The sequence below is a fragment of the Teichococcus deserti genome (genome assembly GCF_001982615.1).
Taxonomy (GTDB): Bacteria; Pseudomonadota; Alphaproteobacteria; order Acetobacterales; family Acetobacteraceae; genus Pseudoroseomonas; species Pseudoroseomonas deserti.
On sequence record NZ_MLCO01000021.1, the window covers coordinates 1 to 23,993 of the forward strand.

Annotated in this window: 20 protein-coding genes; 13 read left to right on the top strand and 7 right to left on the bottom strand. The window is 69.1% G+C overall.

What is annotated here, in order from left to right:
* A partial coding sequence (cyoA, locus tag BKE38_RS03280; protein ID WP_076955944.1) for a ubiquinol oxidase subunit II occupies positions 1–773 on the bottom strand: 773 nt, incomplete at its 3' end.
* Positions 774–973: 200 nt separating this feature from the next.
* Here cyoA and BKE38_RS03285 point away from each other — a divergent pair.
* Positions 974–2,308, top strand: coding sequence for an MFS transporter (locus BKE38_RS03285; RefSeq protein ID WP_076955945.1), 1,335 nt, complete (start codon positions 974–976; stop codon positions 2,306–2,308).
* A gap of 134 nt (positions 2,309–2,442) precedes the next feature.
* Positions 2,443–3,786 carry an NtaA/DmoA family FMN-dependent monooxygenase gene (locus BKE38_RS03290; RefSeq protein ID WP_207553473.1) on the top strand — a complete coding sequence of 448 codons (1,344 nt, stop codon included), beginning with the start codon at positions 2,443–2,445 and terminating at the stop codon, positions 3,784–3,786.
* A gap of 29 nt (positions 3,787–3,815) precedes the next feature.
* On the opposite strand, the gene BKE38_RS03295 is transcribed toward BKE38_RS03290, so the two are convergent.
* Positions 3,816–4,721 carry a 2-hydroxyacid dehydrogenase gene (locus tag BKE38_RS03295; RefSeq protein WP_076955946.1) on the bottom strand — a complete coding sequence of 302 codons (906 nt, stop codon included), beginning with the start codon at positions 4,719–4,721 and terminating at the stop codon, positions 3,816–3,818.
* A 430-nt stretch (positions 4,722–5,151) separates the two neighbouring features.
* Here BKE38_RS03295 and BKE38_RS03300 point away from each other — a divergent pair, with 430 nt between their 5' ends.
* From BKE38_RS03300 to BKE38_RS03330, 7 genes are read left to right on the top strand one after another with little or no spacing between them, the layout of a single operon-like run.
* The gene (locus BKE38_RS03300; RefSeq protein WP_207553474.1) at positions 5,152–6,414 is read left to right on the top strand and encodes a branched-chain amino acid ABC transporter substrate-binding protein; all 1,263 of its coding nucleotides are present in this window, start codon (positions 5,152–5,154) and stop codon (positions 6,412–6,414) included.
* Positions 6,411–7,490, top strand: coding sequence for a branched-chain amino acid ABC transporter permease (locus tag BKE38_RS03305; RefSeq protein ID WP_207553475.1), 1,080 nt, complete (start codon positions 6,411–6,413; stop codon positions 7,488–7,490). The genes BKE38_RS03300 and BKE38_RS03305 overlap by 4 nt, the downstream gene beginning before the upstream one ends.
* 4 nt (positions 7,491–7,494) lie before the next feature.
* On the top strand, positions 7,495–9,117 hold the full coding sequence (locus BKE38_RS03310) for a branched-chain amino acid ABC transporter permease (protein WP_076955947.1): 1,623 nt from the start codon (positions 7,495–7,497) through the stop codon (positions 9,115–9,117).
* Positions 9,114–9,917, top strand: a complete 804-nt coding sequence (locus BKE38_RS03315; protein WP_076955948.1) for an ABC transporter ATP-binding protein — start codon at positions 9,114–9,116, stop codon at positions 9,915–9,917. The genes BKE38_RS03310 and BKE38_RS03315 overlap by 4 nt, the downstream gene beginning before the upstream one ends.
* Positions 9,914–10,624 (top strand): ABC transporter ATP-binding protein, encoded by a 711-nt coding sequence (locus tag BKE38_RS03320; protein WP_076955949.1) that lies wholly within the window; start codon positions 9,914–9,916, stop codon positions 10,622–10,624. Before BKE38_RS03315 ends, BKE38_RS03320 begins: the two co-directional genes overlap by 4 nt.
* Before the next feature lie 18 nt (positions 10,625–10,642).
* Positions 10,643–11,941, top strand: coding sequence for an NtaA/DmoA family FMN-dependent monooxygenase (locus BKE38_RS03325; RefSeq protein WP_076955950.1), 1,299 nt, complete (start codon positions 10,643–10,645; stop codon positions 11,939–11,941).
* 19 nt (positions 11,942–11,960) lie between these two features.
* Positions 11,961–13,277, top strand: coding sequence for an LLM class flavin-dependent oxidoreductase (locus BKE38_RS03330; protein ID WP_076955951.1), 1,317 nt, complete (start codon positions 11,961–11,963; stop codon positions 13,275–13,277).
* Here the strand turns inward: BKE38_RS03330 and BKE38_RS03335 are convergent.
* The 5 genes from BKE38_RS03335 to BKE38_RS03355 form a co-directional block, all read right to left on the bottom strand.
* Entirely contained in the window at positions 13,274–14,350 is a 1,077-nt protein-coding gene (locus BKE38_RS03335; RefSeq protein WP_076955952.1) for an ABC transporter ATP-binding protein, read from the bottom strand. The two genes, BKE38_RS03330 and BKE38_RS03335, sit on opposite strands and share 4 nt — an antisense overlap.
* A 4-nt stretch (positions 14,351–14,354) precedes the next feature.
* Positions 14,355–16,100, bottom strand: a complete 1,746-nt coding sequence (locus tag BKE38_RS03340) for an ABC transporter permease (RefSeq protein WP_076955953.1) — start codon at positions 16,098–16,100, stop codon at positions 14,355–14,357.
* 34 nt (positions 16,101–16,134) lie between these two features.
* Positions 16,135–17,184, bottom strand: coding sequence for an ABC transporter substrate-binding protein (locus BKE38_RS03345; protein WP_076955954.1), 1,050 nt, complete (start codon positions 17,182–17,184; stop codon positions 16,135–16,137).
* 64 nt (positions 17,185–17,248) lie between these two features.
* Positions 17,249–18,304: an ABC transporter substrate-binding protein gene (locus BKE38_RS03350; protein WP_076955955.1), complete on the bottom strand. Its 1,056-nt coding sequence runs from the start codon at positions 18,302–18,304 to the stop codon at positions 17,249–17,251.
* A 67-nt stretch (positions 18,305–18,371) separates the two neighbouring features.
* Positions 18,372–19,181 (bottom strand): enoyl-CoA hydratase, encoded by an 810-nt coding sequence (locus tag BKE38_RS03355; protein WP_076955956.1) that lies wholly within the window; start codon positions 19,179–19,181, stop codon positions 18,372–18,374.
* A gap of 231 nt (positions 19,182–19,412) precedes the next feature.
* Here BKE38_RS03355 and BKE38_RS03360 point away from each other — a divergent pair, with 231 nt between their 5' ends.
* From BKE38_RS03360 to BKE38_RS03375, 4 genes are all read left to right on the top strand, one after another.
* The gene (locus BKE38_RS03360) at positions 19,413–20,132 is read left to right on the top strand and encodes a GntR family transcriptional regulator (protein WP_076955957.1); all 720 of its coding nucleotides are present in this window, start codon (positions 19,413–19,415) and stop codon (positions 20,130–20,132) included.
* A gap of 16 nt (positions 20,133–20,148) precedes the next feature.
* Positions 20,149–20,982, top strand: coding sequence for a sugar phosphate isomerase/epimerase family protein (locus BKE38_RS03365; protein ID WP_076955958.1), 834 nt, complete (start codon positions 20,149–20,151; stop codon positions 20,980–20,982).
* 110 nt (positions 20,983–21,092) lie between these two features.
* Positions 21,093–22,484 carry a Trk system potassium transporter TrkA gene (gene trkA, locus BKE38_RS03370; RefSeq protein WP_076955959.1) on the top strand — a complete coding sequence of 464 codons (1,392 nt, stop codon included), beginning with the start codon at positions 21,093–21,095 and terminating at the stop codon, positions 22,482–22,484.
* The gene (locus BKE38_RS03375; protein WP_083747270.1) at positions 22,481–23,986 is read left to right on the top strand and encodes a TrkH family potassium uptake protein; all 1,506 of its coding nucleotides are present in this window, start codon (positions 22,481–22,483) and stop codon (positions 23,984–23,986) included. Before trkA ends, BKE38_RS03375 begins: the two co-directional genes overlap by 4 nt.
* The last annotated feature ends 7 nt before the right edge of the window (positions 23,987–23,993 follow it).

The window sequence follows — 23,993 nt, forward strand, 5'->3', positions numbered from 1 at the left end:
AGGGCTTCGACGCCTGGGTGGCGCAGAACAAGGCCGCCGGCGGCCTTGTTCTGCGCCACCCAGGCGTCGAAGCCCTGCTGGCTCAGCCCGTGGAACTTGAAGCGCATGTCGGAGAAGCCGGCGCCGCTGTAATTGGCCGAGAGACCGTCATAGACGCCCTCGCGGTTGATCACCGCATGCAGCTTCGTCTCCATGCCCGGCATGGCATAGATCATCCCCGCCATGGCCGGGATGGAGAAGGAGTTCATCACGGAGGAGGCGGTGATGCGGAAGTTGATCGGGGTGTCCACCGGCGCGGCGAGCTCGTTCACCGTGGCGAAACCCTGCTCCGGGTAGATGAACAGCCATTTCCAGTCGAGCGCCACGACCTCGACCGTCAGCGGCTTGTGCTCGGCGGTCACCGGCCGGTCGGCATCGATGCGCGCCAGCGGGCGGTAGGGGTCGAGCAGATGCGTCGCCGTCCAGGTCATGGCGCCCAGCACGATGATGATGGCGAGCGGCGCGGCCCAGATCACCACCTCGAGCTTGGTCGAGTGGTGCCATTCGGGGTCGTAGGTCGCGGCCTTGTTCGAGGCGCGGTAGCGCCAGGCGAAGAACAGCGTGAGCACCATCACCGGAACGATGATGATCAGCATCAACACGGTCGAGGCGATGATCAGGTCGCGCTGCTGGGCGGCGATGTCCCCCGAGGGCGACAGGATCACCAGGTTGCAACCGGAGAGGAAGAGGCCCAGCGGAAGCAGGGCCAGGATGCGCAAAATCTTCGGGGGCATGCCACTCGCTCAGGAAACCATGCTGCGGTGCACCCTCTTAAGAGGGGGGTGGAGAGGCAGGGATAGGACGTTTTGTCCCATCGCCGGTCCTGTTAGCATCCTTGGGGGACCACCTGACTTGACAGGTTCGGGACCACAACAAGTCGGGAAGCCTGATGCCACCCGACTGGTTATAAAACGTTGAAAAAGGGGCGGAATTCATGATTCAAATGCCTGACGCGGCATTGCATTCGGCCTCGCTGGAACGCGACGCCCGGCTGGTCAACGCCGATGACCACGAGGCCTCGGCGGGCGACATCGCGCTCGGCGTGGTGATCGGCCGCACCTCGGAATTCTTCGACTTCTTCGTCTATGCCATCGGCTCGGCCCTGGTCTTCCCGGCGCTGTTCTTCCCCGACTTCACCCCGCTGCAGGGCACCCTCTTCGCCTTCGCCATCTTCCCGCTCGCCTTCCTGGCGCGTCCCGTCGGCTCCTTCGTCTTCATGGCGGTGGACCGCCGCTACGGCCGCGGCACCAAGCTGACGGTGGCGCTCTTCCTGCTCGGCGGCTCGACGGCCTCGATCGCCTTCCTGCCCGGCTTCGAGAAGGCCGGCTGGTGGGCCGTGGCCTCGCTGGCGCTGTTCCGCCTGGGCCAGGGCTTCGCGCTCGGCGGCGTCTGGGACGGGCTGGCCTCGCTGCTGTCGCTGAACGCGCCGCAGAACAAGCGGGGCTGGTATGCGATGATGCCGCAGCTCGGCGCGCCGCTCGGCTTCGCCCTGGCCAGCGGCCTCTTCGCCTATCTCTACGGCACCCTGACCACCCAGGACTTCCTCGACTGGGGCTGGCGCTATCCCTTCTTCGTCGCCTTCGCGGTGAACGTGGTGGCGCTCTTCGCCCGGCTGCGGCTGGTGGCGACCCGCGAATTCTCGACCCTGCTGGACAAGCACGAGCTGCAGCCGACCACGGTCTTCTCGCTGCTCGACAATGAGGGGCGCAACGTGCTGATCGGCGCCTTCGTGCCGCTGGCCAGCTTCGCCCTGTTCCACCTGGTCACCGTCTTCCCGCTGGCCTGGATCGCGCTGAACACCGACCGGTCGCCGGCCGACTTCATGTCGGTGCAGCTGATCGGCGCCGTTCTCTGCGTGGTCAGCGTCGTGATCTCCGGCCTGGTGGCCGACCGCATCGGCCGGCGCAGCCAGCTGGCCATCGGCGCGGTGCTGATCGGGCTCTTCGCCCTGGCCGCGCCCTTCCTGCTGAATGGCGGCCGCCATGGCGAGACGCTCTTCGTGCTGGCCGGCTTCACCCTGCTGGGCCTGTCCTTCGGCCAGGCCAGCGGCGCGCTGGCCTCGAACTTCTCGCAGCGCTTCCGCTACACCGGCGCCGCCTTCACCTCGGACGTCGCCTGGCTGCTGGGCGCGGCCTTCGCCCCCCTGGTGGCGCTCAGCCTGTCCGACCTGATCGGCCCGGCGGCGGTCGGCGCCTATCTGCTCTCCGGCGTGCTCTGCACCCTGGGGGCGCTGCGGGTGAACCGCCAGCTCGAGGTGCAGGACCGGTAACACTCTATATAGAGATACGGCCGGGGAGGGGGTCGCCGCAGGGCGGCCCCCTTTCTTGTCGGGCAGGGGTTTCAGCCGCGGAACGGTCATTGCATGGCGTGGGCCAGACCCTTCTGCCCGCGAGGAGCCCGCCCTTGGCCAAGACGATGATGCATCTGGGTTTCGACCTGTCCTACGCCCATATGGGCGGCCGCTGGCGCAAGCCCGGGGCGCTGCGCGGCCGCCGCTTCCCCGATGTCGCGATGTATGAGGAGGTCGCGCGCCTGGCCGAGCGCGGCTGCCTCGACATGCTCTTCACCGGCGACGGGACCGGGGTGCCGGACACCTATGGCGGGTCACGCGACGCCGCCATCGAATGGGGCATGAACTGGCCGCGGCAGGACTTCAACCCTCTGATGGTCGCCATGTCGCGGGTGACCCGCCATATCGGCTTCGGCCTGACCTATTCCTCCACCTTCATGCATCCCTACTACCTGTCGCGGCTGATGAACTCGATCGACCACATCACCGGCGGGCGGGTGGCGATGAACCTGGTCACCTCCACCCGCAAGTCGGATGCCGCCAATTTCGGCTTCGACGAGCTCATGGAGCACGAGGCCCGCTACGACCGGATGGAGGAATTCGTCGATGTCTGCCGCCTGCTCTGGGACAGCGCGCAGCCCGACGCCATGCTCTGGGACGCCGAGACCGGCCGGGTGGCCGAGCCGTCGCGCATCGGCGATGTCCGCCACCATGGCCGCTTCTTCAAGGTGGAGGGGCCGCTGAACACGCCGCCCTCGCCGCAGGGCCGGCCGGTGCTGATCCAGGCCGGCGGCTCGCCGAGGGGCATCCGCGCCTCGGCCTATGTGGCCGACCATGTCTTCGGCCAGGACATGGCGCTGGCCTCGCAGGCGAAGCAGCGGGTCGCCCTCGACCAGGCGCTGGTCGCCCTGGGCAAGGACCCGGCCAAGGTCGGCATCCTGTGGCAGACCCCGATCACGGTCGCCGAAAGCCGCGCCGAGGCCGTGGCCCGCAAGGATGCGCTGCTGTCCTTCATCCCTCCGGAAGCGGTGGGTGCCTATCTGTCCTACAATTGCGGCTATGATTTCTCGACGCTGCCGGCCCGGTTCACGCTGAAAGAGATCCAGGCGGAGATCGTCGCCGCCAATGCCTCGCCGGTCAGCCCGGTGCAGAAGATGGCGGAGGAGCTGGGCGAGGACACGGAGATGACCCGGGCCGAGTTCCTCGAGGAGGGCGCCCGCTACGCCACCAGCCACAACACCATGCTGGCCGGCACCGCGCCGGAGCTCGCCGATATCCTGGAGGAGGCCTTCGAGGCCACCGGGTCCCGCGGCGGCTTCATGCTGGGCCACACCGCCTCGCTGTTCGAGGACCTGACGGCCATCGTGGACCTCCTGGTGCCGGAGCTGCAGCGCCGCGGCCGCTTCCGCAACCGCTATGCCACCACGACGCTGCGCGAGACCCTGGCGGAAGGCTGAAAGAGGGGGGGCGGCGCCCCCCTCAAAACTCAGCCGCCGACGCTGATGACGATGTCCAGTGCGCGGCGCAGCATGGTCATGGTCGCCTCGGGCGTCATGAAGCCGGCATGCGCCGTCAGCGTGACATTGTCGAGGCCGAGGAAAGGATCATCCCCCGCCGGCGGCTCCTGGCTAAAGACGTCGAGCGCGGCATGGCGCACATGCCCCTCGCGCAGCAGGGCGACCAGCGCGGCATTGTCGACGATGTCGGCCCGCGCCGTGTTGACGAAGATGACACCCTTCTTGGTCAGCTTCAGCCGCTCGGCATTGAGGAAGCCGCGGCTGCCGTCGTTCAGCGCCATGGTCAGGCACAGGATGTCGGCCGTGGCCAGCACCTCCTCCAGCGGCGCCATGGGGCAGGCCGGGCTCTCGACCGGGCTGCGGTTCCAGGCGACCACCTTCATGCCCAGGCCCTGGCCCATCCGCGCCACCTCGCGGCCGATGCCGCCGAGGCCCACGATGCCCAGCACCTTGCCGTTGACCTGCAGCCCCTCCACCTGGCGCCACTGCCCGGCGCGGACCTCGCGGTCCATCTTGGCGACGCCGCGCGCCGCCGACAGGGCGAGCGCGATGGTGTGCTCGGCCACCGTGGTGTCGCCATAGCCCTTGATGGTGTGGACGGTGATGCCGTTCTTCTCGGCCGCCGCCAGGTCGATGAAGCTGGAGGCGCCGGTGCCCAGGAAGACGATATGCTTCAGATCGGGGCAGCGCCCGAGCAGACCGGCGTCAAAATAGCTGTGATCGACGATGCAGGTGTCGTGGCCCGCCAGCAGCGCCGGGATATCCGCCGGCTGGCCCGGCTCGATGTTCACCACCACCGTGGGGTCGCCGGCCGCGGCCACCGCCTTCCACAGCGGAATCATGTCGTCGAAGCAGTCGAGAAAGATGGTGCTCATGCCAGCCGTTTCTCCGATAGGGCCGATATGCCCATGCACGATGCGGGACGCTCTGGCAAACGCCTAAATCTTGGGCCGTTTGTTTTTGGCGGGCGGAATCCGCCTGCTGCACCGCGGCAAATGCGCTTCCCCCCGGAAAAATCCCTGACCTAAGCTGATCCTCGCAGGCGGCCCCGGGATCGGGATGGCGCCGCCATCTGGAAAAGGAGGCTGCAGGCTGTCCTGGATTCCGGCTTTCCACCCCCGCCTGGGCCGCGCCGCGCCCCGCTGACGCCGTTGCCCGGGATTGCTGTCGCCGACAGCGATCCCGGCCATCCGTCTCGCCTGGAAGCTCGCGGCGCCGCGCCGGCGGGCGATGCCCGACCATGCTTTCGTCCCACCGAAGGGCGCGCCTGACCGCGCGCCTGCCATCCCCCGCAGGAGGCGCCGCGTGACGATTCTGTCTTCAGTTCTCCCCCGCCGTCTCACCGCGCTGGCCCTTGCCGCGGGCCTGCTGGCGGGCCCCGCCGGTCTGGCGCGCGCGGAAACCCTCGGGCCGGTGACCGACCCGGTTGGCGTGGTCCGTATCCCGCGCGGCGCGCCCATCCTGATCGGCGGGCTGATGGTCCTGTCCGGCCCCGACCTGTCGCTCGGCCTCGACGCCTCGCGCGGCGCCGAGATCGCTTTCGACGACCGCAGGAACGTCCTCGTCGGCCATCCGATCCGCTACCTGCCGGAAGACGGGCAATGCAGCGTCGAAGGCGGCCAGACCGGCGCCACGCGCCTGGCCGCCAACCGGCAGATCGTCGGCGTCATCGGCACCGCCTGCTCGTCGGAGGCCCGCGGCGGCGCGCCGATCCTGTGGAATGCCGGCATGCCCCAGGCGGTGACCAGCGCCACGGCCCCCGCCCTGACCGCGCCCGACCGGCCCGTCGGCCTGCAGGGCACCGTGCGCTTCGTCTACAACGACATCAACGCCGCCGCCGCCGCCGTCCGCTATGCGCAAGCGCAGACATTCACGCGCGTCGCGACGCTGCATGATGGCAGCCTCTATGCCGAGCAGCTGGTCCGCGCCTTCGAGGCGCAGTTCAAGGCCGCCGGCGGCACCATCGTCGCCGCCGAGGCCGTCGCCGCCTCCGACAGCGACCTGCGTCCGGTGCTGACCCGCATCGGCACGGCCAAGCCGGAGCTGATCTTCGCCCCCATCTTCGTCGGCGCCACGGCCTATCTGGTGCGCCAGGCCAAGGAGATCGGCAGCCTGGCCGGCACCCCCGTGCTCGGCACCGACGCGGTCATGGCGCCGGCCTTCCTCGAGGCCGCCGGCGATGCCGCCATCGGCTACCGCATGACCGGCATCAACAACGACCCGGCGGTGCTGGGCCAGCGCTATGTCGATTTCCGCGCCAAGTACCTGGCGAAATTCGGCGAGAATCCGATCGGTGGCTTCCACGGAAACGGCTATGACGCGGCGCTCGCCATGATGCTGGCGATCGAAAGGGTCGCGGTGAAGGATGCCGAGGGCAACACCTATATCGGCCGCGCCGCGCTGCGCGACGCGCTGATGCGGACCGCCGGCCTGGACGGCATCACCGGCCGCCTGTCCTGCGACCCGCATGGCGATTGCGGCGCCTCGCGCTTCGCCGTCTTCGAATACACCAGCGGCGATCCCGGCAGCTTCCAGGAGGGCAAGAACCCGCGGCGCGTCTTCCAGTGAGCGGGCTGCTGCCCCGCCTGCAGGACGGGTGGCGCCGCGCCACCTGGGTCGATGTCTTCCTCGTCGCGCTGCGGCTGCTGGTGCTGGGCATCGTCGGCTACGGCTTCGTCGCGGGCCTGCTGCATCCGCGCTACGGGCGCGACGAATGGGCCTCCTTCCTGGTCTTCGGCCTGGTGATCGGCGCGATCTACGCGCTGATCGCGCTGGGCTACACCATGGTCTACGGCATCCTGCGCATGGTGAACTTCGCCCATGGCGACGTCTTCATGTTCGGCGCCTATGCCGCCTGCTTCACCCTGATCGCCTGCAACCGCAACGGGCTGCTGGCGACGCAGCCGGCGCTGTCCTTCGCGCTCGCCTTGCTGGCCTGCATGCTGGTGGCTGCGGGCCTGGCCATCCTCGCCGAGCGCATCGCCTATCGCCCCTTCCGCCGCGGCCGCGCGATGGCGCCGCTGATCAGCACGCTGGGCCTGTCCTTCGTGCTGGAATACTCGGCGCGCGGCATGTTCGGCGCGCAGAACAAGGCGTTTCCCTCCTTCCCGGCGATCGATGGCGCCGTCCTGGTCTTCGGCCTGTCGATCCCGCGCGTGCAGCTGATCGTCATGCTGGCCGCGGTGCTGACCATGCTGGTGCTGACGCTGGTCGTCATGCGCACCCGCATGGGCACCGCGATGCGCGCCGTCGCCGAGGACCAGGACGCCGCCATCCTGATGGGCATCAATGTCGACCGCGTCATCGTCTTCACCTTCGCCCTCGGCGGCGCGCTGGCGGGGGTGGCCGGCCTGCTCTACGGCCTGGTCTTCAAGCAGATTTCCTTCTTCATGGGGTTCTTTCTCGGGGTCAAAGGCTTCGGCGCCGCCGTGCTGGGCGGCATCGGCAACATCCCCGGCGCCATGCTGGGCGGCTTCTCGCTGGGTCTGGTGGAAAGCCTGGGCCCGGCGCTGTTCCTCGAGGGCATCGGCGTCGCCGCGCCCTATCAGCTGCGCGACGCCATCGCCTATACGATGCTCGTCATGGTGCTGATCTTCCGTCCGCGCGGATTGCTGGGCGAGCGCCTGGCGGTGAAGCGGGCCTGACGCCATGAGCGACCTCGCCATGACGCTGCCCGCCCGCCTCGAGCCCCTGGCGCTGGCCCGCGACGCCACCCGCCTGGCCCTGGCCGTCACCGGCGCCTGCGCCGGCCTGGTGCTGGTCGGGCTCTTCGGCCAGTTCTCCAACCGCTGGCTGGTGGTGGGCCTGCTCGATATCGGCCATGCGCTGATGCTGGCCATCGCGCTGCGCGCCGGCATGGTGGCGGCGCGCGGCCAGTCCTGGGCCGGCGCCGTGCCGCGGGCCCTGCTGTGCGGGGCTCTGGCGGGGGTGCTGGTCGTGCTGCTGGTGATGGCGGCACGCGTGGCCAACCTGCGCTGGATGCTGGTGTCGCTGACACCCGTCACCTTGAACCGCGTCGGCTACATGCTGCCGGAGCAGCAGGCGATGCTGCTGCTGGCCGCCGGTGGCGCCGCGGCCGCCTTGCTCGGCACCGCGCTGGTGCTGCTGCCGCCCAAGGCGCGGCGGCTGCTGATGGGCGCGCTGCTGGGCGTGGTGCTCGCGGGGCTGTTGCGGGAACTGATCCGCAGCCTGCTGTCCGGCCTCGGCGAGATCGACGGCTGGGCCTTCAGCTATGACGGGCTGCTGCCCGCCGGGGCGATGGCCGCGGCCGGGATCGGCGCGCTCGCCGCGGCCCGTCCGGGCGCGCGCCACTTCGCCGCGCTGCCATCCCGCGCACGGCTGGCGCTGCAGCTGCTCTGCCTGGCGCTGCTCCTGCTGCTGCCGGCGGTGACCAATGATTTCGTCGCCCAGGTGATGATGCTGGTCTGCCTCTACACGCTGATGGGGCTGGGCCTGAATGTCGAGCTCGGCCTCGCCGGCCTGGTCGATCTCGGCTTCGTCGCCTTCTTCGCCGTCGGCGCCTATACCGTCGCGCTGCTGACCGCCGAGACCGCCGGCGTCGCGCATCTGGGCTTCTTCGCGGCGCTGCCCTTCTCGGTGCTCTTCGCCGCGCTGGCCGGTTTTCTGTTCGGTTTGCCGGTGCTGCGGGTGCGTGGCGACTATCTGGCCATCGCGACGCTGGGCCTCGGCGAGGTCATCCGCGTCCTGGTGCTGTCCGACATGCTGAAGCCGCTGCTCGGCGGCGCCCAGGGCATCGTCGATATCCCCAAGCCGGCGCTGTTCGGCGTCATCCTCGGCAGCCCGACGCGGCTGTTCTACCTGACCGCCGCCTTCGCAGCACTCGCCGGATACTGCGCGTGGCGGCTGCAGCATTCGGGAATCGGCCGCCGCTGGCTGGCGGTGCGCGAGGATGAGGACGTGGCCCAGGCGCTGGGCATCAACCTCGTCCAGGTCAAGCTGATGGCCTATACGATCGGCGCCGCCTTCGCGGGGCTGGCGGGCGGGCTGTTCGCCGCCATGGCCGGCTCGGTCTTCCCGCAGAGCTTCCAGCTGCTGGTCTCGGTGAATGTGCTGGCGGTGCTGGTGGTGGGCGGCATCGGCAGCCTGCCCGGCGTGGTTGTCGGCGCCGCCGCGCTGATCGGCGCGCCGGAGGTGCTGCGCGACCTCGGTGAGCATCGTTACCTGATCTACGGCCTCGTCATCATCGCCATCGTCCGCTTCAAGCCGGAAGGACTGAGTCCCGCGGCCATCCGCCAACGGGAGGTCGCATGACCGAGCTGCTGCGTGCGGCGGGCGTCAGCAAGCGCTTCGGCGGGCTGCTCGCGGTGGACCGCGTCAGCCTGGCCATGGCGCCGGGCGCGATCCATGCGGTGATCGGCCCGAACGGGGCCGGCAAGACCACGCTGTTCAACTGCCTGACCTCCTTCACCCCGCCCAGCGCCGGCGAGATCTGGCTGCAGGGCGCGCGTATCGACGGGCTGCGGCCCGATCTGGTGGCGGCGCGCGGCATCGCCCGCACTTATCAGAACATCCGCCTTTTCCCCGACCTGACGGCGCTGGAGAACATCATGGTCGGGCTTGGCGTCAGGCGGCCGGAGACGCTGCTGGGCGCGCTGCTGGCGACGCCGGCGCATCGCGCGACGGTCGCGGCGGTGGAGGCGCGGGCCCGCGCGCTGCTGCTCGATCTCGGCCTTGGCGGCCGCGGCGACCGGCTGGCGCGGCACCTGTCCTATGGCGACCAGCGCCGACTGGAAATCGCCCGTGCCCTGTCGGTGCAGCCCGTCCTGCTGCTGCTGGACGAGCCGGCGGCCGGCATGAACCCGGTGGAGAGCCATGCGATGATGGAGCTGATCGCCCGCATCCGCGACGAGCACGGCGTCGGCATCCTGCTGATCGAGCATCAGATGCGCGTCGTCATGGGCATTTCCGAGCAGATCCACGTGCTGGACCATGGTGTCTGCATCGCCGCCGGCACGCCGGCGCAGATCCGCGCCGATCCGGCGGTGATCGCTGCCTATCTCGGTGCGCGGGCGGCCAAGCACGGCATGGACGCGCTGGAGAAGCGCGCGTGAGCTCGCTCCAAGTCGAGGAGCTGTGCGTCGCCTACGGGAAGATCCAGGCATTGCGGGGCATCTCCCTACAGGTTCCGTCCGGCAGGATCTGTGCGCTGGTGGGCGCCAACGGCGCCGGCAAGACCACGGCACTGAACGCCATCTGCGGGCTGCGGCCGCTGGTCGGCGGCCGCGTGCTGCTCGATGGCCGCGACATCGCCGCCGTGCCGCCGCATGACCGGGTGACGCTGGGCCTGGTGCAGGTGCCGGAGGGCCGGCGCATCTTCGGCCGCCTCACCGTCGCCGAGAACCTTGCCATGGGCGCCTTCCGGCGCCGCGCCATGCGCTCCGAGCTGCAGGCCGATCTGGACGAGGTGCTGACCCTCTTCCCGCGGCTGCGCGAGCGCATGGCGCAGCTCAGCGGCACGCTCTCGGGCGGCGAGCAGCAGATGCTGGCCATGGGCCGCGCCATGATGGCCAAGCCCAGCCTGCTGCTGCTGGACGAGCCGAGCATGGGCCTGGCGCCACGCCTGGTCGACCAGATCTTCGAGACGGTGACGGCGATCAACCGCCTGGGCGTCACCGTGCTGCTGGTCGAGCAGAACGCCTTCATGGCGCTCGAGATCGCCGAGACCGCCTATGTGCTGCAATCCGGCGAGGTTGTGCTGTCCGGCACCGGGGCCGCGCTGATCGACAGCGAGGCGGTGCAGGAAGCTTATCTGGGCTGAGAGAGGACTCCGATCCGCATGCCGAAACCTTTCCATCTCGGCTGGTTCGCCAATTTCACGGCGGGCGAGTGGAACCACCCCTTCACGGCCGACACGTCGCCCTGGGACGGCAAGTTCTATGTCGAGATGGCGCAGGCGATGGAGCGCGCCTGCTTCGACTACATCATGCTCGAAGACACGCTGATGGTCTCCGAGGCCTGGCGCGGCACTCCCGAGGCCACGCTGCGCCACGCGCTGCAGGCGCCGAAGCATGATCCGCTGCCGCTGGCGGCGATGATCGGCGCTGCAACGACCCATCTCGGCGTGGTCGCCACCATGTCGACCATGGCCTACCCGCCCTTCCTGCTGGCGCGGCTGGCCTCGACCATCGACAGCATCTGCGGCGGCCGTTTCGGCTGGAACATCGTCACCTCCGGCGAGGATGCGGCGGCGCAGAATTTCGGCATGGACGCGCTGCCGCCGCGCGAGCAGCGCTACGCCATGGCCGACGAGTATGTCGATCTGGTCACGCGGCTCTTCGAGTCCTGGGAGCCCGATGCGGTGCTGCGCGACCGCGCCAGCGGCACCTATGCCGACTTCCGCAAGGTCCATCCGATCCATTTCGAGGGCAAGTACTTCAAGTGCCGCGGACCGCTGAACACGGTGCGCTCGCCGCAGGGCAAGCCGGTCTATGTCCAGGCCGGTGGGTCTCCACGCGGGCGGGAGTTCGCCGCCCGCACCGCGGACTCCATCATCGCGACCGCCAACGGTCCCCAAGGCATGAAGTGGTATCGCGACGATGTCCGCGCCCGTGCCGTCAAGGCGGGCAGGGACCCCGACAGCATCAAGGTGCTGTTCCTCGTCTATCCGGTGGTCGGCGAGACCACCGCCGAGGCCGAAGCCAGGTACCAGCGCCGTGTCACCGCCCCCGACTTCGTCGAGTCCGCGCTGGCCAGCATCGGCACCGTCACCGACATCGACTTTTCCCGGTTCGACCTCGATGCCGAGCTGCCGCGCCTGACCACCAATGGCGAGCAGGGGTCGCTCGACAAGTTCGCGCAATGGGGCAGCGGCAAGACGCTGCGCCAGCTGGCCTCCGAGCGCTTCGACGGCGGGCTGCGCCTGGTCGGCACGCCGGACGAGGTCGCGGAAATGATGGGCGATGCCATGGCCGAGATTGGCGGCGACGGCTTCCTGATCAGCACGCCCTTCCAGCGCAGCAGCCGCCGCACGGTGATGGAGGTCACCGAGGGGCTGGTGCCGGCGTTGCAGCGCCGCGGCCTGACCCGAAGCCGCTACGCGCATCGCCTGCTGCGCGACACGCTGCGCGAATTCTGACCGGCTGGGAGATGGAGCGATGACCCCGCGACAGATGCATCTGGTGGCCTTCCTGATGACCGGCCCGACCTGCCACCACCATGGCGCCTGGCGGCATCCGGAATCCAATGTCGACGACCTGCTGGACCCCTCGCGCTACGAGCACATCGCCCGCGTGCTGGAGGCAGGAAAATTCGACGCGCTGTTCTTCGCCGATATCCTCGGCCTCTACGATCTCTATGAGGGGAAATACGACACCATGGTCGGCCGCGGCGGGCAGGTCTGCCTGCTCGACCCGGCGGTGATCCTGCCGATCATGGCGCGGGTGACCAGCCGCATCGGCCTCGGCCTGACCTACTCCTCCACCTTCAACCATCCATATCAGGTGGCACGGATGCTCTCGACGCTCGACCATATGAGCCATGGCCGTGCTGCCTGGAATGTGGTGGCCTCCACCAGCACGCTGGAGGCGCGCAACTTCGGCATGAAGGACATACCGAGCCGCGCCCAGCGCTACGACCGTGCCGACGAGGTGCTGGAGGCCTGCTGGGCCCTCTGGGACAGCTGGGACGAGGGGGCGCTGCTGCTGGACAAGGCCTCGGGACAATTCGCCGATCCCGCCCGAATCCACTATGCCGATTATAAAGGGCAGTGGATACGCACGCGTGGCCCGCTGACCGCGCCGCGTTCGCCGCAGGGGCGGCCGGTGATCATGCAGGCCGGCAGCTCCGAACGCGGTCGCGACTTCGGCGCCCGCTGGGGAGAGATCATTTTCACCCTGCAGCATGAAAAAGCCGACATGCAGGATTTCTACGCCGACTTCAAAGGGCGTATGGAAAAATTCGGGCGGGCACCTGATCAATGCGTGGTGCTGCCTTCGATCGACGTGGTGATCGGCGCGACCGAGTCCATCGCGCGGGAGCAGGCCGATTACGTCAACAGTCTGGTCGACACAAAGCTCGGCATGGCGCAGATCTCCGGCCATATCGGCATCGACCTGTCGAAGCTCGATCCCGAGCAGCCGCTCTCCGACATCATCGTCGAGGAAGGCTCGCGCGGCTCCTTCGACGTCATCCTGCAAGGCACGAAGCGCGAGGGGCTGACGCTGGGCGAGGCCGCGCGCCGCTTCGCCACCAGCGAGCTCTGCCCGCAGCTGGTCGGCACGCCCGAGAGCATCGCCGACCGGCTGATCGACCTGTTTGAAAGCCATGCCTGCGACGGCTTCGTCCTGACGCCGACGACATTTCCCGGCATGTACGAGCAGTTCTGTCGCAGCGTGGTGCCGATTCTGCAGCAGCGTGGCGTCTTCCGGCGGGATTATGCCGGCGCCACGCTGCGCGAGCATCTGCGCGGCTAGTTCACCACAGCGATCTGCTGCGGATCGATTTCCAGCCAGACGCTTTCACCCACCTCATGCACCTGCAGCGGTGGCGCGGTGACGCGCAGCTTCAGGCCGCTCGCCTCCGGATGCACGATATAGTCCCAGGACTCGCCCAGATAGGTGCGCTGGGCGACGGTGGCCGCCAGCAGCGGCACCCCGTCGCGTCCCGTGGCCGGGCGGCCGCGATGCAGCGCCATGCCCTGCGGCCGCAGCGACAGCAGGATCGGCTGCGAGGAGGCGGGCATGCTGCCCGGGATCTGGTCGGAGCGCAGGGCGAAGCCGTCCAGCCCGACCTCGCCATTGGCGAAGCGGCCCTCGATCAGGTTGGTGCGGCCGATGAAGCCGGCGACGAAGCGGGTGCGCGGCCGGGTGTAGATGACATGCGGCGCGTCCACCTGCTCGATCCGCCCGCCCTGCATCACCGCGATGCGGTCGGCCGTCGCCATGGCCTCGGCCTGGTCATGGGTGACATAGACGGTGGTGAAGCGGAACTCGTCATGCAGCCGGCGGATCTCGAAGCGCATCTCCTCGCGCAGATTGGCGTCGAGGTTGGACAGCGGCTCGTCCAGCAGCAGCACGGCCGGCTGCACCACGATGGCGCGGGCCAGGGCCACGCGCTGCTGCTGCCCGCCCGAGAGCTCGGCCGGGTAGCGGTCGGCCAGATGCGCCATCTGCACCACCTCGAGGATGCGCTTGACCTTGGCGCGCACCTCCTCCTTCGGCAGCTTCTTCAGGGTCAGGCCGAAGCCGACATTCTCGGCGACGGTCATGTTCGGCCAGATGGCATAGCTCTGGAAGATCATCGACATGCCGCGCTTCTCCGGCGGCAGCACCGCGCCAGGGGCGGAGAGCACCTGGCCGTTCAGCGTGATGCTGCCCGAGGTCGGCTCGACGAAGCCGGCGATCATGCGCAGCGTCGTCGTCTTGCCGCAGCCCGAGGGGCCGAGCAGCGAGACGAATTCCCCTTCCTCCAGCGTCAGGTCGACGTCGTCCACCACCTTCAGCTTGCCATAGGCCTTGCCGAGGCCCTTCAGGGTCAGACGGGGCATGGGGTCAGTTCCTCCGCAGCATGAAGTCGCGGCCGGCCAGCTTCATGCCGATGCCGACAAGGATCAGGGTGATGGCGAGCAGCAGGCCGCCGAAAGCCGAGAGCACCTCGAAATTGCCTGCTTCGCTCAGGTCGTAGAGCAGCACGGCCATGGTGCGGGTGCGCGGCCCGACCAGGAAGACGGCAGAAGACAGCTCGCGCGAGGCGACGATGAAGACGATCAGCCAGCCGCCCAGCAGGCTGCGCCGGATCAGCGGCGCGGTGATGCGGGCCACCGTCATCAGCCGGCCGCCGCCCAGGATGCGCGAGGCCTCCTCCATCTCCGGATGCACCGAGCGCACCGCGGCCGAGGCATTGGCGAAGGCGATCGGCAGGAAGCGCGCGGTGAAGGCCAGGATGATGATCAGCGCCGTGCCGTAGAGCGCCAGCGGCGGCGCGGCATAGGCGGCGTAGAAGCCGATCGCCATGACGATGCCGGGGATGACGAAGGGCGCCATCGCCAGGAAGCCCAGCGCCGAGCCGAAGGGCACCAGCTTGCGGGTAACGATATAGGCCACCAGCACGGCGATCAGCACCGCCGCGGTCGCCGCCGTCGCTGAGTACCACAGGGTGTTCCAGATCGAGCTCAGCGCCATCTCGTGGCGGAACAACAGATAGGTGTAGTTGTCGAAGGTGAAGTTGCCCGGCGCCAGCAGCCCGCGCCCCCAGGCCTTGGCGAAGGAGGATTGCAGCAGCACCGCGACCGGCATGACCACGGCCATCGAGCCGACGATCGCGCAATAGGCGAAGACCGGCCAGCGCCAGACGCCCAGGCGGATGATGCGCCGCTCGCCGCCCTTGCCGGTCTGCGAGACATAGCCTTTCCGCGCCAGCAGCAGTTTTTGCGCCAGGATGATGCCGACGGTGATCAGCAGCAGCGGCATGGCATAAGCGGCGGCGACCTCGACCCGCACCGGATATTCGAAGAACTGCCAGAGCTGCGTCGTCACCACGTTGATCCGCGCCGGGATGCCGATGATGGCCGGCGTGCCGAACAGCGCGATGGTCTCCAGGAAGACGACGATGGTGCCGCCCAGGATCGCCGGCCAGACCAGCGGCAGCGTGACCCGCCGCGTTGCCGTCATGGTGCCGGCGCCGAGGATGTTCGCCGCATCCTCCATCTCCGACGAGATCAGGTCGAGCGCGGACTTGACGAAGATGAAGATCAGCGGGAAGGAATGCAGCGCGATGACCAGCGCCAGGCCAGGGAAGCTGTAGACATTGACCAGCGCCCCCTCCGCCCCCGTCACCCAGCGCCAGGCCTGGTTGATGAAGCCGGAATTCGGCCCGGCCAGCAGGATCCAGCCGACGGCGCCGAGATAGGGCGGCATGATGAAGGCACCCATCACCGCCGCCCAGGTCAGCCCCTTGCCCGGCATGTCGGTGCGCGACACCGCCCAGGCCATCGGCACCGCGAAGACCGCCGCCAGCAGCGCCGAGGACGTCCCCAGGATCAGCGAATTGCCCAGCGCCTCCAGGTAGCGCACCCGGCCATAGGCGGTCGCGTAGTTGCTGAGGGTGAAGGCGCCGGTCCCCTGCTGCTCGAAGCTGACGACCAGCAGCTTGCCGATCGGCACCGCCACCAGGAACAGCAGGATCAGCACCAGCAGCAGCCAGAGCAGGTTGGAGGGCTCGAGATAGCGCAGCCGCGTCAGCACGCCGGGCGGGCGCGCCTCGATGGCCGGCTTGGGCAGGGTCACGGTCTCGGTCATGCGCCGGCGGATCCTTTTGCGGCGGGGCCTGAGGTCAGATGCCGAAGGTGTCGCGCCATTGCTCTTTCACCTCCGGCACGCCCTTCTCGATCTCCTCCGGCGTCGGCATGATCACCTTGACCTGCTCGAGCGGGCGCGAGCCCTCCGGCGGCGGCACGTCGGCGCGCAGCGATTCGTTGAAGAAGGCGCGGGTCACACGGAAATATTCGGGCCCCGTGGCGAATTCCATGAACAGCTTGGCCGCGTTGGGATGCGGCGCGTTCTTCTGGATGCAGCTGGGCGAGGGCACCACCACGGTGCCGTCCTCCGGATAGATCAGCGACAGCGGATTGCCGCGCGACATGCTGAGCAGCGTGCTGGCCGAGGGAATCGCCACGCCGATGCTGCGCTCGCCGGCATTCAGCGTCGTCACCGGATCGATCGAGGAGCGGCCGATCTGCGGCCGGTTTTTTTCCAGTGCCTTGAAGTAATCCCAGCCATAGAGCTTGCGCAGCAGCACCGCCCAGGCACCGATGGCGCCGCTATAGCCGGGATGGCCGACGGCGAGCTGGTCGCGCCAGCGCGCCTCGGTCAACGCTTTCCAGCTTTTCGGCGCATCGGCCTCCGACACGCGGTCGTTGCGCCGCGCCAGCAGATGCACGCCGATATAGAAGACGTGGAAATGGTCCTCGGGGTCGCCCGCCTTGCGGACGAATTCGAGCAGCCCGTCGGCATTCTTCGGCCGGTATGCCAGCAGCCGCCCTTCGCGCTTCAGGAAGGAGGAATGGCTGTAGTCAGTGGAGCTCAGCACGTCGCATTGCGCGATGCCGGCGCGCATGTCCTGCGCCAGCCGCTGGAAGGCTACCTGCGAGGTGCTGCGCACCACATTGACCTTCACCCCCGGATAGCGCTCGGTGAAGGCCTTGCCCACGGCCTCGCAGGGCTCGGCGCTGAGCTGCCCGGCATACCAGGTCATCTCGCCCTCGCGCCGGGCGGCACCGTAGAGCTCCTGCTCATGCGGCGGCAATTCGGCGGCGCCCGCGCGCGGCGTGGCGCCGATGATGGCGGCGGCTGCCAGCAGCCCGCGCCTCCCCACTCCCGTCATCCCCTCCTCCTTTTTTTCTCCTGGGTCGCCCGCCTCGTTGGGCGGGCGGCGGCGTATCGCGAGCCTAGATCCCGAAAGTATCGCGCCAGAGGTCCTTGACCTCCTGCGCCTTGGCTTCGACATCCTCGGGCTTCGGCGTGTAGAGCGGGATGCTGTCCAGTGCCTTCGCGCCGGGCGGCGGCGGCACTTCCGGCCGCAGCGATTCGCCGAAATAGGCGCGCGTCGCGGTGTGGTAGGCCGGGCTGGTGACGAATTCCATGAACAGCTTCGCGGCATTCGGATGCGGCGCCGAGCGCATCGCCCCGGTCGGCGAGGGCACCACCAGCGTGCCGTCGGTCGGATAGATCAGCGTCACCGGATTGCCGCGCGAAATGCTGAGCAAGGTCGTCGCCGAAGGGATCGCCGCGCCGATCATCCGCTCGCCGGCATTCAGCGTCGTCACCGGGTCGCCGCTGGAGCGGCCGATCAGCGGCCGGTTGCGCTCCAACTCCTTGAAGTAGCCGGCGCCGAACTTCTCCTGCATCATCAGGCACCAGGCGGTGATGGCGCCGCTATAGCCGGGGTGGCCGACGGCGACGCGGTCCTTCCAGCGCGGATCGGTCAGGTCGCGCCAGGATTTCGGCGCATCGGCCTCCGACACGTTCTTGCTGTGCCGCGCCATCAGATACAGGCCGAGATAGGTGATCTGGAAGAAGCCGTCCGGATCGGCGGCCTTCTGCGCCACCTCGATCAGGCCCTTGGCATTCTCCGGGCGATAGGCCATCAGCTGCTCGTTGCGCTTCAGATGCGCCGCATGGCTGTAATCGGTGGAGCTGAAGACGTCGCACTGGTTGACCCGCGCGCGCATGTCCTGCGCCAGCCGCTGGAAGGCCACCTGCGAGGCGCTGCGCACCACATTGACCTTCACGCCCGGATAGCGCTCGCCGAAGGCGCGGCCGATCGCCTCGGAAGGCTCGGCCTGCATCTGGCCGGTGTACCAGGTGATCTCGCCTTCCTTCTTGGCCGCGTCGTAGAGCGCCGCCTCATGCGCCGGCAGCCCCTGCGCCCGTGCCTTCTGCTGCGCCAGCAAGACGCCGCCGGCCGCCAGCGCCACGAAGTGCCGCCTGTTGATCATCCGCATCCCTCGATCCTCCCTGCCTGGACCGGCGCCGGCGGCTCTGCGGCCGCTCGGCGCGCGTCGTCTTCCTCTAGTGCCCCTTGAAGACCGGGCTCCGCTTCTCCTGGAAGGCGCGGCGGCCTTCGGCGTAGTCGGCACTGTCGAAGCAGGCGCGGTTCGCCTGCTCCACCGCGGCGCGGTCGCGCTTCTCCGGGCTTCCCACAATTTGCTCGATCGCCATCCGCGACGCCTTCAAGGACAGCGGCGCATTCCTCGCGATCTGCGTTGCCAGCTCGATCGTCGCCGATTCGAGCGCGTCGACCGGCACCACGCGGTTGACCATGCCCGTGCGCAGCGCTTCCGCCGCATCCAGCTGACGGCCGCTGAACATGATTTCCTTCGCCATGGCCGGGCCGGTCAGCGCGACCAGCTTCTCCAGGCTTTCATAGCCATAGGCGATGCCGAGCTTGGCCGCCGGAATGCCGAAGCGGCTGTCCTCGGAGGCGACGCGGATATCGGCGATCAGCGCGGTGGCATAGCCGCCGCCGATGCAGAAGCCCTGGATCATGGCGATCAGCGGCTTGCCCATGCCTTCCAGCGCGCGGCGCGCCGCGGCGCTGCGCTGGCCATAGGCCTCCTGCGCCGCCGCATCGGCGCGGATGCGGTCGAACTCGCTGATATCGGCGCCGGAGGCGAAGGCCTTTCCGCCCGCGCCGTGCAGGATGACGACGCGCACCTCGGGATCGGCGGCGAAGTCGGTCGCAGCCGCGGCGATGGCGTCCCACATGGCCAGCGCGATGGCGTTGCGCTTCTCCGGCTGGTTGATGGTGATCCAGCCGATGCCGGCTTCGCGCCGCGTCAGGATCCGGGGGTCGGCAATGCCTTTGGCCTCGATATCCATCGGATCCTCCCTGCCATGGCGGAAGAGATCGCAACCGCATCCGGGGCGCGCATCGCGCTGCCCCGGGCTTCCCTGCAGATCGTTTCTCTCCCGGCGAAGAGTCTTGCCACCCGGTCTGCGGAATGTAAACAATAAAGCCGGTCCAGCGAGACCGAAGAGATCGCGACATCGCGACTGAGCATTTGCAGCAAGCGATTTTGCCGACAAAGCCTCGGGGGCGGCGGGGAAAAAATGTCTACAATCCAGGCGGCGCGCGAGGCGGCGCAGTCCCTCTCCAGCAAGGTGCAGGCGGCGCTCGAGGCCCTGATCTGGAGCGGCGCCCTGCCGCCCGGCGCCCGGCTGAACGAGGTGACCCTGGCCCGCCAGCTCGGCGTCAGCCGTGGTCCCGTGCGCGAGGCGGCGCGCGCGCTGGAGCGCACCGGTCTCGTCACCGTCATCCTGAATCGCGGCGCCTTCGTCCGCACGCTGACCATCGACGAGGCGATGCAGATCTACGAGCTGAACTCGGTGCTGTTCGGCTCGGCCGCGGCGCGACTGGCGGTGGCTTGCACCGGCGAGCAGGCGATGACGCTGCGCGCCATCGTCGACCGCATGGACCAGCGGATCGCGGTCGGCGACGCCGAGGGTTTCTTCGCCGGCAACATCGAGTTCCACGAGCAGCTCATGGCCTTTTCCGGCAATGCGGCGATGGAGGCGGTCTATCTCGACCACACCCGCAAGCTGTCGATGCTGCGCCGCCGCTCCTTCGACCGGGCGGGCAGCATGGCCGAGGCCAATGCCGAGCACCGCCGCCTGCTGGAGAGCATCCTGGCCGGCGACGCGACGGCCGCGCGGCAGCAGGCGGAGCAGCACACGCGCTCCGGCCGCGCCCGCTTCCTGACCGCCATCGCCTACAAGGAAGGCGGCCCGCGCGCCACCACGGCGGCGGAGAAGAACCGAGCAACCGTCTGAGGGGAAGAGCACGACCATGGCACAACAGGAAAGCTTGCTGGACCGCATCGGCGTCGATGTCGGCCGCCGCCTGCCGCTGGAGCAGGCGATCGACTGGGCCGCCGGGCGCGGCGTGCGCTACATCGACATCCAGCTCGACACCGGCGCCAACAAGGTCGATTCCTTCGACGACGCCCGCTGCGCCCGCATCCGCGCCCAGGCGAAGGACAAGGGCGTGACCATCGGTCTGCACACGCTGTCGGCGGTGAACGTCGCCGAATACTCGCCCTTCCTGTCGGAAGCGGTCGACGCCTATATGCGCGCCTATATCGAGGTGGCGCCGAAGCTGGGCGCCGCCTGGATCGTCGTCCATGCCGGCTACCACTTCACCGCCGACGTGAAGATGCGGATGGAGGCCGGCCTCGCGCGGCTGCAGCGCATGGTGGCGCATGCCGAGAAGCATGGCGCGCTGCTGCTGCTGGAGAACCTGAACAAGGAGCCGGTCGATGCCGAGGTCCACTACCTGGCGCATAGCCTGGAGGAGTGGCGCTACTACTACGACCGCATCAATTCCCCCGCCTTCGCGCTGTCCTTCACCGCCAACCACGCGCATCTGATGCCGGAGGGCGTCGAGGGCTTCGTCGACGCCATCCCGCTGGAGCGGGTCGCGGAAGTGCGGCTGGCCGATTGCTTCCGCAACGGGCATGAGCAGCACCTGCTGCCGGGGCAGGGCAATTTCGACTTCGGCGCGATGTTCGAGCTGCTCGAGCGCCGCGGCTTCCAGGGCCACTATATGAACGCCTTCGGCACGCTCGATGACATGGACCAGGCCCGCCACGCCATGGTCGGGATGGCCCGCGCGGCCGCCTAGGCTGCCGCTGGCCCCCCCCGCGCCTGCAGCGAAACCCTGGCCGATGCGCTATGTTGCATCGGCCGGGGCCTGCCGCCCTGGCACGACAGGCTTCGGGGAGCGCGCGGCGCGTGAAGGTGATCATCTGCGGGGCGGGCCAGGTCGGCACCACCATCGCCCGCCATCTGTCGATGGAAGGCAACGACGTCACCGTCATCGACGCCTCGCCCGAGGCGGCGCGGCGGGCCGATGAAAGCTATGACGTGCGCGGGATGGCGGGCTTCGCCTCGCATCCCGACACGCTGCGCGCGGCGGGCGCCGAGGAGGCCGACCTGCTGATCGCCGTCACCCGCTCCGACGAGGTCAACCTGGTCGCCTGCCTGGTCGGCCAGGCGCTGTTCCAGGTCAAGCGCCGCATCGCCCGTCTTCGCCACCACGGCTATCTGCAGCCCAACTGGCAGGGCGCCCAGGCCGCCGAGCGCGCCTTGGTCGATGTCGTCATCTCGCCCGAGGTCGAGGTCGCCCGCGGCATCGCCCGGCGGCTCCGCACCCCCGGCGCCTTCGACATGGCGCCGCTGTCGGACGGGCGGCTGCAATTGCTCGGCATCCATTGCGAGGGCGGCGGCTGCCCGATGGCCGGCCAGGCGCTGGGCGCGCTGCGGCGCGAGGCGGCGGAGCGCGGCTTCAGCATCGTCGCCATTCTGCGCGAAGGCGCCGCCCGCATGCCGCGCGACGAGGAGCGCATCGCGCCCGGCGACGACGTCTATGTCGTCGCCCGGCCCGAGCGGGCGGATGCCGTCGTCGCCGCCTTCGGCCATCGCGAGGAGGAGGCGCGCCGCGTCGTCATCGTCGGCGGCGGCAATGTCGGCCTGCATCTGGCGCAGATGCTGCGCCGCGACGCTTTGGTCTCGCTCAAGGTGATCGAGCACGATCCGACCCGCGCGGCCCTGGTGGCCGAGGCGCTGGGCCCGGGCAGCGTGGTGCTCAGCGGCGACGCGCTGGACCGCGAGCTGCTGGACGAGGCCAATATCGGCGCCGTCGACACGGTGATCGCCGTGACCAACGACGACGAGACCAATATCTTCGTCTCGGTGCTGGCCAAGCGCGCCGGTTGCGGCCGCGCCATCACCCTGGTCAACAAGAGCAGCTACGCCCCCGTGGTGGACGAGCTCGGCATCGACGCGGTGGTCAGCCCCAGCAGCATCACCATCGCCTCCATCCTGCGCCATGTGCGGCGCGGCGCGGTGGGGCAGGTGTTTCCGCTCGGCGATGGCATGGTCGAGGTGCTGGAACTGCGCGCTTTGGCCGGCTCCCGCCTGGTCTCGGCGCCGCTGGGGGAGCTCGACCTGCCCAAGGGCGTGCTGGTCGCAGCCCTGCTGCGCGACGGCGAGGCCCGGCTGCCCGACCCCGCCACCCGCATCCAGCCCGGCGACGAGGTGATCGCCGTGGTGGCCCAGGCCGCGCGCGAGGCCGCCGAGGCGCTGATCGCGCTGCCCGGCAGCGAGCCCGGCGCCGGCCGATGAAGCCCCAGGCCAAGGCGAGGCCGCAGCCGCGCGGCTACTGGGCGCCGCCGCCGCTGCGCCCGGTGCTGCATCTGGTGGCGCGCATGCTGCTGGTGCTGGGCGGCTTCATGCTGCTGCCGGCCGCCGTCGATGCCGCGGTCGACCATCCGGACTGGCGCGGCTTCGCCATCAGTGCGGCGGGGACCATGCTGGCCGCCGCCGCGCTGCTGCGCGCCACGCGCTGCGACCTGGCCGAGGGCCTGACCCTCCGCCAGGCCTTCCTGCTCACCCCGATGGCCTGGCTGGCGGTCTGCGCCGCGGCGGCGGTGCCGCTTTATCTGTCGGCGCTGGAAGGGCTGGGCGGCAGCGTCACCAATTCGGTCTTCGAGGCGGTCTCCGGCCTGACCACCACGGGGGCCACGGTGATCTACGGGCTGGACACCGCGCCGCCCGGCATCCTGCTATGGCGGGCGCTGCTGCAATGGCTGGGCGGCATCGGCATCATCGCGACGGCGCTGGCCATCTTGCCGACACTCGGCGTCGGCGGCATGCAGCTGTTCCGCACCGAAAGCTCCGACCGCTCGGAAAAGGTGATGCCGCGGGTGCGCCAGATCGCCGCGCGCATCCTGGTCGCCTATCTGGTGCTGACCCTGGTCTGCGCCATCGCCTATGCCCTGGCCGGGATGGGCCCGCTCGACGCCGTGGCCCATGCGCTCAGCACGATTTCCACCGCCGGCTTCTCCACCGCCGACGCCTCGCTGGCGCATTGGGACAATGCCGCGGTGCATTGGATCGCGACCTTCGGCATGCTGGCCGGAGCGTTGCCCTTCGTCCTCTATATCCGCCTGATGCAGCGCGACTACGCTTTGCTGCGCGACCCGCAGGTGCATGGGCTGCTCGGCATGCTGGCCGTGGTCATCCTGCTGCTGACCGGCTGGCTGGTGCTGCATGACCGCTACCCGCCGCTCGACGCGTTGCGCCATGCCGCGCTGAACACCGTCTCCATCGTCACCACCACCGGCTTCGCCTCCGCCGATTACGGGCTGTGGGGCGGGGCGACGACCGGGCTGTTCTTCGGGCTGATGTTCGTCGGCGGCTGCACCGGCTCCACCGCCGGCGGGCTCAAGGTCTTCCGCTTCCAGGTGATGGCGGCGATGCTGCGGGTGCAGTTCCTGCGGCTGCTCTATCCGCGCGGCGTCTTTCCGCGCCTCTATGGCGGCAAGCCGATCCCGGACGAGGTGATGGGCTCGGTCGTCGGCTTCTTCACCCTCTACTTCGTCTGCTACGGCGTGCTGACCATCGCGCTGACCACCATGGACCTGGACTTCCTGACCAGCGCCAGCGCGGCGGTCAGCATGCTGTCGAATATCGGCCCCGGCCTCGGCCCGGTGATCGGCCCGGCCGGCCATTACGGCGCCATGCCCGAGGGCGCCAAGTGGCTGCTCTGCTTCGCCATGCTGCTCGGCCGGCTGGAGCTTTTTACGCTCTTGATCCTGTTCATGCCGCGCTTCTGGCGGGGGTAGTTGTCGA

Bases quoted from the DNA above. Each gene is read 5' to 3' on its own strand.
- BKE38_RS03285 (WP_076955945.1), top strand. From the start codon at position 974: ATGATTCAAATGCCTGACGCGGCATTGCATTCGGCCTCGCTGGAACGC.
- BKE38_RS03295 (WP_076955946.1), bottom strand. From the start codon at position 4,721: ATGAGCACCATCTTTCTCGACTGCTTCGACGACATGATTCCGCTGTGG.
- BKE38_RS03310 (WP_076955947.1), top strand. From the start codon at position 7,495: ATGAGCGACCTCGCCATGACGCTGCCCGCCCGCCTCGAGCCCCTGGCG.
- BKE38_RS03315 (WP_076955948.1), top strand. From the start codon at position 9,114: ATGACCGAGCTGCTGCGTGCGGCGGGCGTCAGCAAGCGCTTCGGCGGG.
- BKE38_RS03325 (WP_076955950.1), top strand. From the start codon at position 10,643: ATGCCGAAACCTTTCCATCTCGGCTGGTTCGCCAATTTCACGGCGGGC.
- BKE38_RS03330 (WP_076955951.1), top strand. From the start codon at position 11,961: ATGACCCCGCGACAGATGCATCTGGTGGCCTTCCTGATGACCGGCCCG.
- BKE38_RS03335 (WP_076955952.1), bottom strand. From the start codon at position 14,350: ATGCCCCGTCTGACCCTGAAGGGCCTCGGCAAGGCCTATGGCAAGCTG.
- BKE38_RS03340 (WP_076955953.1), bottom strand. From the start codon at position 16,100: ATGACCGAGACCGTGACCCTGCCCAAGCCGGCCATCGAGGCGCGCCCG.
- BKE38_RS03345 (WP_076955954.1), bottom strand. From the start codon at position 17,184: ATGACGGGAGTGGGGAGGCGCGGGCTGCTGGCAGCCGCCGCCATCATC.
- BKE38_RS03350 (WP_076955955.1), bottom strand. From the start codon at position 18,304: ATGCGGATGATCAACAGGCGGCACTTCGTGGCGCTGGCGGCCGGCGGC.
- BKE38_RS03355 (WP_076955956.1), bottom strand. From the start codon at position 19,181: ATGGATATCGAGGCCAAAGGCATTGCCGACCCCCGGATCCTGACGCGG.
- BKE38_RS03360 (WP_076955957.1), top strand. From the start codon at position 19,413: ATGTCTACAATCCAGGCGGCGCGCGAGGCGGCGCAGTCCCTCTCCAGC.
- BKE38_RS03365 (WP_076955958.1), top strand. From the start codon at position 20,149: ATGGCACAACAGGAAAGCTTGCTGGACCGCATCGGCGTCGATGTCGGC.
- BKE38_RS03375 (WP_083747270.1), top strand. From the start codon at position 22,481: ATGAAGCCCCAGGCCAAGGCGAGGCCGCAGCCGCGCGGCTACTGGGCG.